Consider the following 13,655-nt stretch of genomic DNA (forward strand, 5'->3'; position numbering starts at 1 on the left):
GCGAAAACGGAGCTATCTGAGTAGAAAATAAAGGTTAACGACCGCTTTCCGTCCGGCAGGAATTTCTAATGAAACAGCCGCCGGAAAAGGGTCATCCCGACCCCGATGCCGCTGTTGCCAAAGCCGAATTTCGCCCCCCGTCGGAAGATGCGAAGCTTCAAGTTTTTTTCTCGCGCCAACTCGCCGCACGGGCTAAGGACGGGGGCGAACAGAAAGCCGGTCATGTCGAAGAAAGAGAAGCCCAGCCCCTTGAAGAAGCTCCTGAAGGCCTGGTCCGCGGCCGGTGCCGAGGATCGCCAGGCCTTCCTGGATCTGGTCTCGGCCGAAGTGCGCGCACGCAAGCCAGCGCCGGCCACACCCGCCCTGGAGCCGGTGCCCGAGGATGCGGCAAACCTGATCGCCAATGGCCGCTATCTGCTGCCCTCGACCATCGAGCGGGTCGAGGCGGTCATGCGCGCGCGAAAACTCTCGCCCTCCGGCGTCATGGCCGAGCTCGGTTTTTCCAGCCGCGATGCCTCGCTCACCCGCGCGCTTGCCATGAAGGCGGCCTTGCGCCTTTCGGTGATCGCAGCGCTCGCCGACTGGCTTACCGCCCACGAAGCGGAAGGCTGAGGTTTAGGCCATGTCCTTCACCCTCCTTGCCCCGTCGATTTCGTTCAGGACATCAAGAAGAGCCGCTTCATCGGCCAGGCCGCGCCGATATCCGGCGAGGAAGACGCCAAGGCCTTCCTGGCAAAGGTCTCAGATCCCGCCGCCAATCACAATTGCTGGGCCTGGCGCATCGGTCAGGCCTATCGTTTTTCGGATGATGGCGAACCCTCGGGTACGGCCGGAAAGCCCATCCTCCAGGCGATCGACGGCCAGGATCTCGATGGTGTCATGGTGGTGGTCACCCGCTTCTTCGGCGGCATCCTGCTCGGCAGTGGCGGGCTTGTGCGCGCCTATGGCGGAACCGCAGCCCAGATGCTCCGTGCAGCCGAAAAGCAGGAGATTATTCCGATGGTGGCGGGCGAATGCGCCTTGAGCTTTTCGGACCTCGCGCTGGTCAAGGCGCGCCTGACCGCCATCCCGCATCTTTCCCTCGCCGAGACGTTTACGGCCGAAGGCGTGGATCTCGTGGTGACCCTCCGTGAGGGCGATGAGGACCAGGCGATCAGCCTCGTCCGCGACCTCACCAGCGGCCGGTCGCATCTGACTTTTCCGGATTGAGGCGGCTTAGCCGTTTTTCTTCTTCGGCATGTCCTGGCTGGACAGCTGCTTCCAGGAATTCTGCTGCGCCAGCATGCCGCGCAGATATTGCAGGTTGGCCGCAGCCTGCTGCGGGTCGAGCTCCTGCGCCGCCAGCTGCTCGGCTTCCTGGAAGCGTCCCTGCAGGCCGACCACCAGCGCCAGGTTCTGTCGCACGCGGCTGTCGGCACCCGGCTGTTGCGATGCCTGGCGCAGATAGTCTTCCGCCGTCTTCAGATCACCGGAAAGCACGAAGGACATGCCCATATTGGACAGCACGCTCGGGTCGTTCGGCTGCATCTGCAGCGCCATGCGGTAGCGCGAGCGCGCTTCGCTCGAGCGGCCGAGCTGGTCGAGCACGGCGCCTTCGGCCGAATAGAGCCGCCAGTCGGGCCGGTCGGGTGTCTGTGCTCGCTGAATGGTGCCGAGCGCCTTCTCCAGCTGCCCGGCGGCGGCCTGCGCCTTGCCGAGAGCCGCCAGCACTTCGCGGTCGCTGGGATGGGCGATGGCCACCTGTTGCATCACGGCAAGCGCCTGCGTGTTGCGCCCGGTCATCATCAGGCCGTTGGCATAGGAGAGGCCGACATTGCGATCCCGCGGATTGCGCTCATAGGCCTGGCCAATGCCTTCCACGGCGCGGGAAAGCTGCGGTCCGCTCAGCTGGTCAAGCTGCCGGTTGACCTTCGGGATCGAGCCGGTCGTCAGCTCCTTCTTCGAGGATGCGCAGCCCGAAAGCGTCAGCGCCGCCAGCACGAGGCCGGTCGTGGCCATGAACTGCAAACGGTTTGCCAAGCCTGGATTTCGCATGCGCATGGTGATCGTCCCGAGTTAAATCGTCCTCACCGCCTCTTCAGTCCAGGGCGGCGCAATCTCCACTCAAGCAATAATCTGTTAACCCTAACGGAGTGTTAATCGGACACTCCCGCGATTCTTCCGCTCGTTTCCCAGAAAGCGTCCACCATGGCTCCGTTCCAGTATATCGAAAGACCGTCCCCCTTCAGCAGCAAGGGCGGAAAGACGCTTCCGGTCTTCGCCGTCACCCCGGCCCATGTCGAAACCGGCACGCTGGAGCCACTGGCGCTCGATTGGGCCAAAAAGGCGGGCTTCAAGGCTGATCCTGGCTCGGTGCTGTTGATCCCGACAGCCGAGGGCCATGTTGGCGGAGCTCTCTTCGGCCTCGGCTCCAACCCCTCGGAAAACCCCTACCTGACGGGCAAGCTGGCGCGCGCGCTGCCGGCCGGCGAATGGCATATCGAAACCGCGCCGCTCACCGCCAATCGTCTCCTCCTCGGCTATGGTCTCGGCGCCTACAGCTTCGACCGCTACCGCTCCGAACGCGTCACCGAACCGCGCCTGCTGATCCCGCAGGATGCCGACGCCGCCGACATCAAGCGCCAGATATCAGGCGTCTATCTCGCCCGTGACCTGATCAACACGCCCGCCAATGACATGAGCCCGGCCGACATCGAATCAGCCGTCCGCCGTCTGGCCGAGCACTACAAGGCCGAGGTCTCCGTCATCACGGGCGACGAACTCCTCGACAAGAACTTCCCCCTCGTCCATGCCGTCGGTCGCGCCTCCACGGTCGCCCCGCGTCTCATCGAGATGCGTTGGGGCAAGAAGGGCCACCGCAAGGTCACCCTCGTGGGCAAGGGCGTGAGCTTCGACACCGGCGGCCTCGACATCAAGCCGGCCTCCTCTATGCTGCTGATGAAGAAGGACATGGGCGGTGCAGCCAATGTCCTCGGTCTCGCCTTGATGATCATGGATGCCAAGCTCAAGGTCGATCTCCATGTCGTCATCCCCGCTGTCGAAAACGCCATCGCCGGCAATGCCTTCCGTCCGGGCGACGTCTACAAAAGCCGCAAGGGCCTGACCGTCCAGATCGACAACACCGATGCCGAGGGACGTCTGATCCTCGCCGACGCGCTGGCCTATGCCGATGCCGAGGACCCGGAACTGCTGATCGACATGGCGACGCTGACAGGTGCCGCCCGCGTGGCGCTGGGTCCCGATCTGCCGCCCTTCTTCACGGATGACGAAGACCTTGCCCATGGCATCGCCGATGCAAGCCTCGAGGTCGATGATCCGCTCTGGCGCATGCCACTGCACAAGGGTTACGAGCGCATGCTCAAAGCCCAGATTGCCGATCTGACGAATGCCCCCTCGGGCGGCATGGCGGGTGCCATCACCGCGGCCCTGTTTTTGAAGCGCTTCGTCTCGCCCGGTCGTCGCTGGGCGCATTTCGATATCTTCGGCTGGTCGCCGACGGAGCGTGCTCATTCGCCCGTTGGCGGCGAGGCTCAGGCGATCCGGGCGATCTACCGCTACCTCCAGTCCGGCGCCGACTGAGTCGGAAGATTGGCTGCCCTTGCCATATCGTTCCTTTGCCGGAATGATATGGACGAGGGCCCTATGCCCTAACCGCGACAAGGGGGAGGGGCATGGGCCTCGATATGACGGCAACCCAGGCACTAGGCCTCTGGCACAAGGTGACGCTGGAACAGGTGCAGAGGCAGGGCCCGGATCTTACCATGCGACAGCTGGCCGTCTTGCTCGAGATCTATCTCGTGCCGCCGCCGCATACCGTCCGCGGCCTTGCCGCGACCCTCAACGTCACCAAGCCGGTGATTACCCGCGCGCTGGATACGCTCGGCGAAATGGGTCTCGTCGACCGCGTTCGCGACGAGCTCGATCGTCGCAGCGTTATCGTCAAGCGCACCGTCGGCGGCGCGCTGTTTCTGGAAAAATTCGGCGATACCATCATCGCCAGGGGCCGCTCGCTCGGCTGACGGAGAGTTGAAATGCTTGACCGGCGTCTGCACGCCTTCCGCCCCGATCTTGCCGATCTCGCCCTGAAGGGACAGGTCGAGGCCGATCGTTTCGTATCCCCTCAACCGGCCATCATCAACCGGCCGGTCGTGGCGCTTCGCCCGAAACCGGATCTGACCATTGGCATCGATACCGAACTGCTGATGGGCGAGGAGGTCCGGGTTTTCGAGCGAAACAATGGCTGGGCCTGGGTGCAGGCCCTCGATGACGATTATGTCGGTTATCTGCCCGAGGATGCCCTCGCTCCGGTCGTCGCATCGACCCATGTCGTCACAGCGCCCCGCACCTTCGTCTATTCCGGCGCCGATCTGCGCTTCCCCACGCGCATGGCGCTGTCGATGGGAAGCCGGCTAATGATCACAGGTGAGGCGGAGACCCGTGGCACACGCTATCTGCTTCTTGCCGACGGAGGCGCACTCGTCGCCCGACATCTCCGACCGCTGTCGGAGCCCGTTGTTGCCGACTATGTCTCCGTTGCCGGTCTCTTCCTGGAAACGCCCTATCTCTGGGGCGGCAAGTCGGGCTTCGGCATCGATTGCTCAGGCCTCGTGCAGCTTTCCATGCGCATGGCAGGCCATAAGGCCCCACGCGACAGCGACATGCAGGCAGTGGGCCTTGGCACACCGATCGAACGGCAGGACCTCAAGCGCGGCGATCTCGTCTTCTGGAAAGGGCATGTCGCCATCATGGAAGACGAAACCAGGATGATCCATGCCAACGGCAACACCATGTCCGTAGCGCGGGAAACGTTGGAAGCGGCCATCGAACGTATCGGCTGGCTGTACGGCACCCCGACCGGTTACCGGCGCCCCGTCGCCGAAACGTGAAGAGTTCGGCCTTGGTGCCGCCACGCCGAATGCTTATATCGGCTGCAGATTTGCTGACGAGAAGATTGCCCATGCTCCCGGCCCGCCGAAAGATTGAGATGCCTGTCACGACCGGCCGCAGATGTGCGCCGCTCGCTCTGGCGGTTCTGATGGCATTCGCGGCCGCGCCGGTCCCCGCAGCCGAAGGCATCGCCTGGGGTGCCGCCGGGCAGGAAAGCTTCAAGGATTTGCCGGGCGTGAAGCCGCAGGATCCGGCCAATCAGTTCGGCGAAGACATGACCTGTGAGACCCGCACGGTCTCTCCCCGTCCGGGCATCGGCGGCAGGCGCGAACTGCGCGACGTCCTTCCCTATACGGTCTATCGCTGTGAGAAGAACGGCATCGTCTATCAGGGGACCCAGCCACCGCGCACCGGCCGCCAGTGGTATCCCGGCGTCAATCCGCGCGTCATCGACTGAGCACGCGGCAAGAATCAAAACACGGGATTAGGACTTAGGCCTGATCGTCCTGGCCGAGCAGTCCGTCGAACACTTCAAGCAGCGCTTCGCTGATCGCGCCGCCGAGCTTGTGTCCCGCATCCCGCAAGCCTTCTTCGTCCATGTCGCGGGCCGCAAGGGCAAGGGCCGTGCCCTCCTGCGCGACGATTTCCTTGGCGCGTTCGATTGCCCAGAGCGCGAATTCACTACGGCTTTCGATGGCGACGGTCTCGTCCATGGTCGGTCCTTTTCGGCTGTGCGCGGCCGCTTCTGGAGGGGTCGCTGGGATCGGTCGAAAATGGCTTTACGGCAGGGTTCAAACCCTGTCTGCAGACAAGAAAAAAGCCCGGCAAGCCGGGCTTTTTTAAGTGTTTGAGTATCAGCATAAACCGCTGATCTCAAATCGGAATTTGGTGCCCAGAAGAGGACTCGAACCTCCACACCCTTTCGAGTACCAGCACCTGAAGCTGGCGCGTCTACCAATTCCGCCATCTGGGCGACGAGGAGCCGTGTAAAGGGACTGCTTCGGCCTGTCAACCGCCATTTTGAAGTTTTCGTGTCAGTCCGCCGAAAGCGCTTCGAAAGTGCCGCCGACTTGTTGATCGTCGCTCGTCCCGCCGTGTCCCGATCCCTCCTCCCTGTGCGCTAGAGGCGCCGATGACGGTGTCGTGAAAAAGCCGTGATCCATCCGCTCTAATCTTCCCGTCGGCGCGCCCGGATGCAGGCCCCGCCGGGATCGAGACAGGACGAAACGATGAAGACACGCCCCGCTTTCATGGCCTTGGCCCTTGCCGCTGCAGCGCTTTTCACTCCGACGGCCGAGGCGGCCACGCCCCGACCGGCTCAGCCCTTCGCCGAGCGGCCAGCCGACGTCCAATCCGTCGACCTCGTTTGCGACTTTTCCGGCTGCTACGAGACCTGGGATCGTCCGCCACCGCCGCGCTACCGGCCACGTCCGCTGCCGCCGCAATATTATCCGCCGTCCGTCTATGACGAACCGCCGGTCTATCGTCCGCGTCCGCGCCCACCCGTCTATGTCGAGCCGGGTTACCGCCCGCGGCCCCGTCCGCCGGTTTATGCCGATCCGGGCTACCGTCCGCCGGGTCGCGCCTGGGCACGCCATGTGGATTGGTGCCTCGATCGCTACCGGTCCTACAATCCCCGCACCAACCAGTTCCTCTCGACGAGCGGATACTACAAGGTCTGCCGTTCGCCCTTCTATTGATCGAATCTACCGGGGTAAGGCGGCCGCCCGGCCGCCTGTCTCGCTTCAAGTGTCTAGACCTTCCTGACGATTCGTTCGATCGACATGGCCCAGATCCCGCTCGGGATCGATTGCATCCCGCACCCTCTGCTTGAGCTCCTTCGGCCCCGGAAAGCCGCCGTCGCGCTTGCGCTCCCAGATGACGTCGCCATTCAGATGGATCTCGAAGATCCCGCCCGTGCCGGGGATCAGCGCCACCTCGCCCAGATCATCGGCAAAGGTATGCAGAAGTTCCTGCGCCATCCAGCCGGAGCGCAGAAGCCAGTTGCACTGGGTGCAATAGGTGATCGAGATACGGGGCTTTTGCATCAGTCATCCTCACTTCACGGATAAGTTAACCCGTTTAATCAACTTTTCTTGGCGCGTCCAATTGCCACGGCGCAGCAGTTCCGCCAAGAGGCTCGGGTATCGTCTTTGTGGAGTTTGTTCATGTCCATTGAACCCAACCGTCTTTTCGTTCCCGCTCTCGCGCCTGTCTACCGCTCGGCCCATGACGGAGTGGAAACCCTCCTGCGTCTGGTGGCCGGTGGCTTCCTCGTCATCCACGGCGCGGGCAAGATCGTCGATCCCTTCGGCGCCGTCCAGATGGTCGAGGGCCTCGGCTTCTATCCCGGTGTCTTCTGGTCGCCGCTGCTCGCCATCACCGAATTCTTCGGCGGCATCCTGCTCGCGATCGGCCTCTTCACCCGTCCGGCCGCCTTTGCCGCCACCATCGTGCTGCTCGTCACGGTCTATTTCCACTGGATCCAGCTCGACCAGGGCTTCTCCGGCGCGGAAAAATCACTGCTCTGGGCCGCCATGACCGCCTTCTTTGTCATTCGCGGCGGCAACAGCCAGTCGGTGGATGCGCGCCTGTCGAAAACCTTCTGATCAAGGGGGAGGGGCCGGTACCGGCACCCTCCCGTCTTGCCGACAAGACGGCCGCATGCTTTCTCTGGCAAATCCACCGTGAGAGCCGATTCCCCATGCGCGTTGCCATCGTTGAAAACACCAAAGTGACTGAAGCCGGACAGGTCGGCATTGCTCTTGCCGAGGCAGGTGCAACCCCTGCGACCTTCAGGGCCTTTGCCGGTGAGCCCTTGCCGGACTTCGATGCGTTTGATGCGCTCGTCGTCTTCGGCGGCGAGCAGAATGCCCGCGACGACGAGAAACATCCCTATCTTCCTGATCTCGCGCAGTTGATGCGCCGCTTCGGAGACAGCGGCAAGGCGGTGCTCGGCATCTGTCTCGGCAGCCAGCTGCTGGCGCGGGCCTATGGCGGCGAAAACCTGATCGGTTCGGCCCCGGAATTCGGCTGGCGCGGCATCGACCGCACGGACGCCGGCAAGGCCGATCCGGTGCTCTCTGCCATGCCTGACAGCTTCCTGTCCTTCCAGTGGCACGACGACACCTTCACCCTTCCGGAAGGTGCAGCCCATCTCGCGGAAAACGAAGCGGCCCGCCATCAGGCCTTCCGCATCGGCCGCGCGGCCTATGGCTTTCAGTTCCACTTCGAGGCCAACCGGCATGTCGTCCGCAACTGGATGACCCACTTTCCCGATCTCATCGAGCGCAAGGCGCCCGGCTGGCTTGGCCGCCATCCGGAGCTGGAACCGACCGATGGCGCCCTTTCCGACGAAGCGGGTCTGGAGATCGCCCGCGCCTGGGTCCGGCAGATCAAGCCGACCTGAGAGGCGTCCGGGGGGATGGCCTCATCGGCCGGAATTGATCCGGCGTCATCTGCCGCCCTCTTGCGAGGCGCCCGGCCCCGTGCTTAATCGACATTCAATCGATTGAGATCGCTTCAGAAACCTGTGGGAGGGGGACATGAAAGCAGTCGGGACGCGCCTGATGGCGCTCTGCTTCATCATCGTGGCACTGGCTATGCAGCCGGTCCAGGCAGCCCCTGTCGGCGCCGATAAGGTCATGCGCGACTGGTATCGCCTGATCCTCGAACTCGTCCGCCACACCCCGACCTATTCGCCCCCGGTCGCGAGCCGCGCCTTCGCCTATCTCGGCGTCACCGGCTATGAGGCGCTTGCCTCGGGCGATACGACAATGACTTCGCTCTCCGGCCAGTTGAACGGTCTGACCCCCGTGCCCCAGCGAGAAGGGGGCATGGCCTATGACGAGGCCGTAGTCATGCAGGCGGCACTCTCCTCGGCCGCCCGCGAATTCTTTGGCAATACCGGCCCGACCGGTCAGCGTGCGCTGAAGCGCATGACCGAAAAGCTCTCCTCCGAAGTCTCCTCCGGTCTCGCGCCCGAGCTCGTCGCCCGCAGCCAGGCCTATGGCGAAAGTATCACGGCGCATATCCTCGCCTGGTCGCTGAATGACGGCGGCGCCAAGGTCGAGAACATGGGCTTCCCGCTCGAATACAAGCTCACCGAAGGCCCCGAGCACTGGGTGCCGACGAACCTGATCAACCAGCAGCAGATGCCGCTTCTGCCGAAATGGGGTGAAAACCGCCCCTTCGCCATGGAGATCGGCAATGCCTGCCCCCTGCCGCCGCCGCCGGCCTATAGCGAGGAAAAGGGCTCGGACTTCTACAACGAGGCGCTCGAGGTCTATGAGGCGGTGAACAATCTCACGCCCGAGCAGCGCGCCATCGCCCGCTTCTGGTCGGACGACCCCATGCTCTCGCCCACACCACCCGGCCACTGGATGTCGATTGCGCTGAAACTGCTCGACGAGCGCCAGGCGAGTGCCGCCGAACATGCCGATCTTCTCGCGCGGCTCGGCATCTCGCTGGCCGACGCCTTTATCGGCTGCTGGCACTCCAAATTCGAATTCGACCTCGTCCGCCCGGTCACCTACATCAAGCGCGTCATCGATCCCAAATGGGAGCCGATCCTGATCACGCCGCCCTTCCCGGAATATCCTTCCGGCCACTCCACCCAGTCCGGCGCCGCCGCAACGGTGCTGACCGCCTTCTTCGGCGAGAACTTCGCCTTCACCGACAACACCCATGAGAAGGACAAGCTTCCCAACCGCTCGTTCAACAGCTTCTGGGATGCGGCGAACGAAGCCGGCATCTCCCGCCTCTATGGCGGCATCCACTTCCGCGCCGCAATCGATCGCGGCCTCGACCAGGGGCGCTGCATCGGCGAGAAGGCGGTGGCCTTGAGGACGCGCGGATGAAGCCTGTCGCTCGCGCATATCCTCTGAACAAAACCGCAACCGCCGTGGCGCTTCTCCTCGGTCTCCAGGCCGGCACGGCGCTTGCCGATGGCGGCCCGCTCGTTCCCCGCTTTGCCGATGAAACCGCGTCAAGCGGCATCACCAGCACCTATCGCGGCGATTGGGAATTCATGGTCGGCGGCGGGGCTGGCAGCTTCGACTGCAATGCCGACGGCTTCCCCGATCTCGTGCTGGCCGGCGGCGAGGACAAGGCGAAGTTCTATCTCAACCGCAGCGAGGCCGGCGGTGCGCTGAAATTCGAGGAAAAGCCCTCTGGCCTCGAACTCGATAAGGTTGTCGGCGCCTATCCGCTCGATGTCGACGGTGACGGCTTGCAGGACGTCGTGCTCCTGCGCTCCGGCGAAAATGTCGTCATGCGTGGCCTTGGCGAGTGCCGTTTCGAGCGTGCCAACGAAGCCTGGGGCTTCGATGGCGGCGATGCCTGGTCGACCGCCTTTTCCGCCACCTGGGAAATGGGCAATGCCTGGCCGACCCTTGCCATCGGCAACTACATCGACCGCTTCGAGGACTTCGAGCCCTGGGGCTCCTGCACCGACAACTGGCTGCACCGGCCGGCCGGCCCCGGAGAACGCCGATTCGCCCCGCCGCTTGCGCTCACCCCCTCCTATTGCCCGCTCTCGATCCTCTTCACCGACTGGAACCGGTCGGGCACGCCCTCGCTGCGCGTCTCCAATGACCGCGAATATTACAAGGGCGGCCAGGAGCAGATGTGGCATGTCGAGCCGGGTCAGCCGCCGCGCCTCTTCACCCAGGAGGAAGGCTGGAAATACCTGCGCATCTGGGGCATGGGCATCGCCTCCCACGACCTCGATTTCGACGGCTATCCGGAATATTTCCTGACCAGCATGGCCGACAACAAGCTGCAGAAGCTCGGGGAAATCCCCACCGACGGCAAGCCCAAGCCATCCTATGCCGACGTCGCCTTCGCCAAGGGCGCGACCGCCCACCGGCCCTATACCGGCGGCGAAATCCGCCCCTCCACGGCTTGGCACACGGATTTCGAGGACGTCAACAATGACGGCCGCGCCGACCTCTTCATTGCCAAGGGCAATGTCGCGAAGATGCCCGACTTTGCCGAGAAGGACCCAAACAACCTGCTGGTCCAGGGCGAAGACGGCAAGTTTACCGAAATGGGCGACAAGGCCGGCGTGGCGAGCATGGCGACCGGCCGCGGCGGCGCGCTTTCCGATTTCAACCTCGACGGCAAGATCGACCTGCTCGTCGTCAACCAGGGCTCGCCCGTCGAGATCTGGCGCAACACGACGGAAACGCCCGGCCATTACCTGCAAGTCGCGCTGCGCCAGCAGGGCCCGAACCGCGACGCGATCGGCGCCTGGATCGAGGTGAAGACAGGCGACCACGTCCAGCGCCGCGAAATCACCCTCGGCGGCGGCCATGCCAGCGGCAAGACTGGCTGGTGGCATTTTGGTCTAAGCGACCAGGCAGAGACCGAGATCCGTATCTTGTGGCCCGACGGCGAGGCGGGGGACTGGCAGAAGGTTGCGGCGGACGGGTTTTATGTCGTCGAGCGCGGGGCGCCGCCGAGGGCCTGGAAGCCGGGCGAGGGGATGTGAGGGCACCACCCATCTCCCCTCGGTGGGGGAGACTTCGGAGCGATGGCCGAAGGCCAGAAATCGATCCAGTGAATCGATTTCAGCGAACGGAGGCCTGAGCGCGACGCCGCGCGAAGGCTCAGAGATGAATTAGGCGAGCGCAAGCCGCCTAAACATCAGAAATCGCAAGAGAGGGGGCTCGTTCATGGTGCCCGCAGCACGGATCCCCTCACCAGCAAAAATCTGAAGTTTAGTCGGCTTGCGCTCGCCTAAGCCTTCGATTTTGCAACCTCTCCCACAAGGGGAGAGGCGGGCGCGGTGGCTTCCGCGCGCCCTCATGCTGAGGTGTCCACCATCACCCAAGTGCGGAACGAATCCTCGGCAGATCCTCGGGACGAAGCCCGAGGATGACGGCATCCGGGGTGGGCCCGGTGCCTCTTCTGCGGCTTCGGAGTGTTGCGACGCTTGTGGAGGATACCCTTCCTCTCCGCGATTCGTCATCCTCGGGCTTCGTCCCGAGGATCTGCCAGCGAGTCGGCAAACTCGCGGTGCGAGGCAGCTCGGCAAGTGCAGACTTTCAAAAACCCCAAGCGTCGCCGCCGGTCGGATCTTCATCCTCCGGTTCGGTCATGCTTGTCTCGGACGAGGCGCCAGAAGCAACCTGTCTAAGTAAATATGTGGCTCCTTCCGGCGCCTCGTTCGGCGTCTATTCCCGCTGCATGCGTCTCTCTGGCAAGGCGGCGACGGTCCTCTGTCCTCGTCCTCGGGTTAAACCCGAGGATGACCCGAGGACCGAGGATGACCGGGCGCGGGTCCGGCTTTGGCATCACCGTGAGATGACGCGTCAGCCTGGCCGGTGGCCCGGGAGGTTCCCGCCGGATGGTGCACCATACCGACCGGGACCCTCGCCCGGGGGATGCGGCCTTCGGTCATTTTCGACCTCGGCCCACCATCCCCGCCGTTTTTGTCGCCCCTCCGGCTGGTGATGTTCGCGACGGCGTGGGCGCCTTGTCTGTGTGCCTCTGAGGCACGTCCTTCCGATCGGGGTATCCGGTGTGGGGCATCCGACCCCGTCACCTTCGTTACCAGCCCCTCGTCCGGAGGGAGACCGTTGCAGCGGGCCGGGGTTTCAGGCTGCGACAACCCTCCATCCCGGCGCCGGCCCCGCCTCGCCTGACATCGCATCGTCAGGTGTATCCGAGGGCGGGACGGGGACTAGGGTAACTGTGTGGAAATGGGCGGGGATGAAAAAATGTGTGGCTGTTTGATTTCGTTGAGGAATCGCCGCGAGGCGTCCCCCTTTTTTCGGGAAATGGGACGCGACTTGCTGGTTTCAGAGCCGCAGGACGCCGCGTTTGGGGCCTTTGCCCCTCACCCTACCCTCTCCCCGCTCGCGGGGAGAAGGTGCCGGCAGGCGGATGAGGGGCTGATGTGATTGAGTTTGAGGGGCGAAGGTCGAAAACACGGCGGCAATCTCCGCCCTTGGAGGGGAGACTGCGGCCACCGCTCCGAAGCCTCTCCCACAAGGGAAGAGGCAGAATCGACCTTCACTCCGCCTCGTCCACCGCAGCCTCGGCCGCGCGCTTCTGAATCGAGGCGATGCAGCTCTTGGCGCTCGACTTCGACTTATACGTTTCCGAGCGCACCATGATCTCGCCATTGGCGGCGCGGAAGCGGACGAAGGTTTCGCCGTTTTTTGCCTGGTCGATCTCGAAACGATAACCGCTGCCGGTTTCCTCCTTGGTGAGATCGACGACGGGGGCGGCGGGGGCATTCTTCTTTAGGGACTCGACGCAGTTCTTTGCGCTTGCCTTCGAGGCGTAGTTCTCCGACCAGACCATGACCTCGGCATTGTAGACGAACTGGACGCGGAACTCGCCCTTTTCGGTCTTCAGGATCTTGAATTTGTGCATGCCCGTCTCTCCCCTCATCCGTTCATCGGCTTATGATTGCATTCAAATGCTAGCGCGACTGGGGCAGGGGGGCAAGAAGGGTTGAAATGCCCTGGAAGAGGAAGTCGGTGGCGCCGGTGATCTCGGCGGCACGGGAGGAAAGGTCGGCGATGGCGGGGCCGACGACGGAGATCGGGACCGTGGTGATGAATTGGGTGAGCATTGCGAAAGTCTCGCCGTCGATCGTCAGGCGGGATTGAGGCGCGGGATGAGGTTTTCGACCTCCCCGATGGGAACCAAGGGGACCACCACGCGGGTCGTCAGAGCATCCAGAAGGTTGGATTGCAGGTCGAGGGCAAGGCTTCCATCGTTCCCGATCCGGTGAACGTGGAAGCGGGTCATGA

Annotated in this window: 15 protein-coding genes, 1 tRNA gene and 1 pseudogene; 11 read left to right on the plus strand and 6 right to left on the minus strand. The window is 63.6% G+C overall.

Features of this window, described 5'->3' with window-relative positions; genetic code table 11:
• The first annotated feature begins 222 nt into the window (after window positions 1-222).
• A complete protein-coding gene (locus FAA86_RS09305) occupies window positions 223-612 on the plus strand; it encodes a hypothetical protein (protein ID WP_136540002.1) in 390 nt (129 codons plus the stop codon).
• A gap of 51 nt (window positions 613-663) precedes the next feature.
• Window positions 664-1,209: an IMPACT family protein gene (locus FAA86_RS09310; protein WP_136540004.1), complete on the plus strand. Its 546-nt coding sequence runs from the start codon at window positions 664-666 to the stop codon at window positions 1,207-1,209.
• A gap of 6 nt (window positions 1,210-1,215) precedes the next feature.
• Here the strand turns inward: FAA86_RS09310 and FAA86_RS09315 are convergent, their stop codons facing one another.
• The gene (locus tag FAA86_RS09315) at window positions 1,216-2,040 is read right to left on the minus strand and encodes a tetratricopeptide repeat protein (RefSeq protein WP_136540006.1); all 825 of its coding nucleotides are present in this window, start codon (window positions 2,038-2,040) and stop codon (window positions 1,216-1,218) included.
• Window positions 2,041-2,187: 147 nt separating this feature from the next.
• Here FAA86_RS09315 and FAA86_RS09320 point away from each other — a divergent pair, with 147 nt between their 5' ends.
• The 4 genes from FAA86_RS09320 (at window position 2,188) to FAA86_RS09335 (ending at window position 5,344) form a co-directional block, all read left to right on the plus strand.
• Window positions 2,188-3,579 carry a leucyl aminopeptidase family protein gene (locus tag FAA86_RS09320; RefSeq protein ID WP_136540008.1) on the plus strand — a complete coding sequence of 464 codons (1,392 nt, stop codon included), beginning with the start codon at window positions 2,188-2,190 and terminating at the stop codon, window positions 3,577-3,579.
• 92 nt (window positions 3,580-3,671) lie between these two features.
• A complete protein-coding gene (locus tag FAA86_RS09325) occupies window positions 3,672-4,019 on the plus strand; it encodes a MarR family transcriptional regulator (protein ID WP_113458267.1) in 348 nt (115 codons plus the stop codon).
• 12 nt (window positions 4,020-4,031) lie between these two features.
• Window positions 4,032-4,886: a C40 family peptidase gene (locus FAA86_RS09330; RefSeq protein WP_136540010.1), complete on the plus strand. Its 855-nt coding sequence runs from the start codon at window positions 4,032-4,034 to the stop codon at window positions 4,884-4,886.
• Window positions 4,887-4,984: 98 nt separating this feature from the next.
• Complete coding sequence (locus FAA86_RS09335; RefSeq protein WP_246035035.1) at window positions 4,985-5,344, plus strand: hypothetical protein; 360 nt, start codon at window positions 4,985-4,987, stop codon at window positions 5,342-5,344.
• 34 nt (window positions 5,345-5,378) lie between these two features.
• Here the strand turns inward: FAA86_RS09335 and FAA86_RS09340 are convergent, their stop codons facing one another.
• Together FAA86_RS09340 and FAA86_RS09345 are read right to left on the minus strand one after the other, a co-directional pair.
• Window positions 5,379-5,600, minus strand: coding sequence for a hypothetical protein (locus tag FAA86_RS09340; RefSeq protein WP_113458270.1), 222 nt, complete (start codon window positions 5,598-5,600; stop codon window positions 5,379-5,381).
• A 173-nt stretch (window positions 5,601-5,773) separates the two neighbouring features.
• A tRNA-Leu gene (locus FAA86_RS09345) sits at window positions 5,774-5,860 on the minus strand.
• Window positions 5,861-6,116: 256 nt separating this feature from the next.
• On the opposite strand from FAA86_RS09345, the gene FAA86_RS09350 reads away from it, so the two are divergent.
• On the plus strand, window positions 6,117-6,587 hold the full coding sequence (locus tag FAA86_RS09350) for a BA14K family protein (protein WP_136540014.1): 471 nt from the start codon (window positions 6,117-6,119) through the stop codon (window positions 6,585-6,587).
• Between the two features lie 45 nt (window positions 6,588-6,632).
• On the opposite strand, the gene FAA86_RS09355 is transcribed toward FAA86_RS09350, so the two are convergent.
• Window positions 6,633-6,935, minus strand: a complete 303-nt coding sequence (locus tag FAA86_RS09355) for an Rdx family protein (protein ID WP_136540016.1) — start codon at window positions 6,933-6,935, stop codon at window positions 6,633-6,635.
• Between the two features lie 120 nt (window positions 6,936-7,055).
• On the opposite strand from FAA86_RS09355, the gene FAA86_RS09360 reads away from it, so the two are divergent.
• The 4 genes from FAA86_RS09360 to FAA86_RS09375 all read left to right on the plus strand — a co-directional run bounded on the left by FAA86_RS09360 (window position 7,056) and on the right by FAA86_RS09375 (window position 11,380).
• Window positions 7,056-7,496, plus strand: coding sequence for a DoxX family protein (locus tag FAA86_RS09360; RefSeq protein ID WP_136540018.1), 441 nt, complete (start codon window positions 7,056-7,058; stop codon window positions 7,494-7,496).
• Between the two features lie 95 nt (window positions 7,497-7,591).
• Window positions 7,592-8,296 carry a type 1 glutamine amidotransferase gene (locus FAA86_RS09365; protein WP_136540020.1) on the plus strand — a complete coding sequence of 235 codons (705 nt, stop codon included), beginning with the start codon at window positions 7,592-7,594 and terminating at the stop codon, window positions 8,294-8,296.
• Window positions 8,297-8,432: 136 nt separating this feature from the next.
• A complete protein-coding gene (locus FAA86_RS09370; protein WP_246035036.1) occupies window positions 8,433-9,746 on the plus strand; it encodes a vanadium-dependent haloperoxidase in 1,314 nt (437 codons plus the stop codon).
• Window positions 9,743-11,380 carry a CRTAC1 family protein gene (locus FAA86_RS09375; RefSeq protein ID WP_136540022.1) on the plus strand — a complete coding sequence of 546 codons (1,638 nt, stop codon included), beginning with the start codon at window positions 9,743-9,745 and terminating at the stop codon, window positions 11,378-11,380. Before FAA86_RS09370 ends, FAA86_RS09375 begins: the two co-directional genes overlap by 4 nt.
• 1,526 nt (window positions 11,381-12,906) lie before the next feature.
• On the opposite strand, the gene FAA86_RS25195 is transcribed toward FAA86_RS09375, so the two are convergent.
• Together FAA86_RS25195 and FAA86_RS25200 are read right to left on the minus strand one after the other, a co-directional pair.
• A complete protein-coding gene (locus FAA86_RS25195; RefSeq protein ID WP_136540023.1) occupies window positions 12,907-13,272 on the minus strand; it encodes a YegP family protein in 366 nt (121 codons plus the stop codon).
• Window positions 13,273-13,321: 49 nt separating this feature from the next.
• Window positions 13,322-13,653, minus strand: a pseudogene (locus FAA86_RS25200) (CcdB family protein).
• Window positions 13,654-13,655 lie beyond the last annotated feature (2 nt).

The sequence above is a fragment of the Rhizobium rosettiformans W3 genome (assembly GCF_004912135.1).
In the GTDB taxonomy this organism is placed as follows: domain Bacteria; phylum Pseudomonadota; class Alphaproteobacteria; order Rhizobiales; family Rhizobiaceae; genus Allorhizobium; species Allorhizobium rosettiformans.

What these genes read in the sequence shown, in the direction of transcription:
- FAA86_RS09365 (WP_136540020.1), top strand. Translation starts at nt 7,592, where the DNA reads ATGCGCGTTGCCATCGTTGAAAACACCAAAGTGACTGAAGCCGGACAG.
- FAA86_RS09355 (WP_136540016.1), bottom strand. Translation starts at nt 6,935, where the DNA reads ATGCAAAAGCCCCGTATCTCGATCACCTATTGCACCCAGTGCAACTGG.
- FAA86_RS09375 (WP_136540022.1), top strand. Translation starts at nt 9,743, where the DNA reads ATGAAGCCTGTCGCTCGCGCATATCCTCTGAACAAAACCGCAACCGCC.
- FAA86_RS09315 (WP_136540006.1), bottom strand. Translation starts at nt 2,040, where the DNA reads ATGCGCATGCGAAATCCAGGCTTGGCAAACCGTTTGCAGTTCATGGCC.
- FAA86_RS09370 (WP_246035036.1), top strand. Translation starts at nt 8,433, where the DNA reads ATGAAAGCAGTCGGGACGCGCCTGATGGCGCTCTGCTTCATCATCGTG.
- FAA86_RS09340 (WP_113458270.1), bottom strand. Translation starts at nt 5,600, where the DNA reads ATGGACGAGACCGTCGCCATCGAAAGCCGTAGTGAATTCGCGCTCTGG.
- FAA86_RS09320 (WP_136540008.1), top strand. Translation starts at nt 2,188, where the DNA reads ATGGCTCCGTTCCAGTATATCGAAAGACCGTCCCCCTTCAGCAGCAAG.
- FAA86_RS09305 (WP_136540002.1), top strand. Translation starts at nt 223, where the DNA reads ATGTCGAAGAAAGAGAAGCCCAGCCCCTTGAAGAAGCTCCTGAAGGCC.
- FAA86_RS09360 (WP_136540018.1), top strand. Translation starts at nt 7,056, where the DNA reads ATGTCCATTGAACCCAACCGTCTTTTCGTTCCCGCTCTCGCGCCTGTC.
- FAA86_RS09335 (WP_246035035.1), top strand. Translation starts at nt 4,985, where the DNA reads ATGCCTGTCACGACCGGCCGCAGATGTGCGCCGCTCGCTCTGGCGGTT.
- FAA86_RS09330 (WP_136540010.1), top strand. Translation starts at nt 4,032, where the DNA reads ATGCTTGACCGGCGTCTGCACGCCTTCCGCCCCGATCTTGCCGATCTC.
- FAA86_RS09350 (WP_136540014.1), top strand. Translation starts at nt 6,117, where the DNA reads ATGAAGACACGCCCCGCTTTCATGGCCTTGGCCCTTGCCGCTGCAGCG.
- FAA86_RS25195 (WP_136540023.1), bottom strand. Translation starts at nt 13,272, where the DNA reads ATGCACAAATTCAAGATCCTGAAGACCGAAAAGGGCGAGTTCCGCGTC.
- FAA86_RS09325 (WP_113458267.1), top strand. Translation starts at nt 3,672, where the DNA reads ATGGGCCTCGATATGACGGCAACCCAGGCACTAGGCCTCTGGCACAAG.